Here is a 226-nt window from a genome sequence, read left to right on the forward strand (position 1 = left end):
CTGTCAACTCCATGGAGATGAACTGTGATCTGGGAGAAGCAATCCTTGACGCATTTCCGGAGATGCGGGTAGACGTACATCATCCGGATGTCCTTTTGAATGTCGAAGTACGGGAAGAGGTATACATCTATTCCCACATTATTCCGGGACCGGGAGGAATGCCGATTGGTACGAACGGAACAGCTATGCTGCTTCTTTCCGGCGGAATTGACAGTCCGGTCGCAGG

1 protein-coding gene is annotated in these 226 nt (G+C 51.3%); it reads left to right on the forward strand.

The genetic code is table 11. The annotated features are described in order from the left end of the window. Nucleotides 1-226 (forward strand): THUMP domain-containing protein (locus HJV72_RS19035; protein ID WP_243765710.1); only part of this gene is annotated, 226 nt, incomplete at both ends.

It is taken from the genome of Extibacter sp. GGCC_0201, from assembly GCF_017566055.1.
GTDB lineage: Bacteria > Bacillota > Clostridia > Lachnospirales > Lachnospiraceae > Extibacter.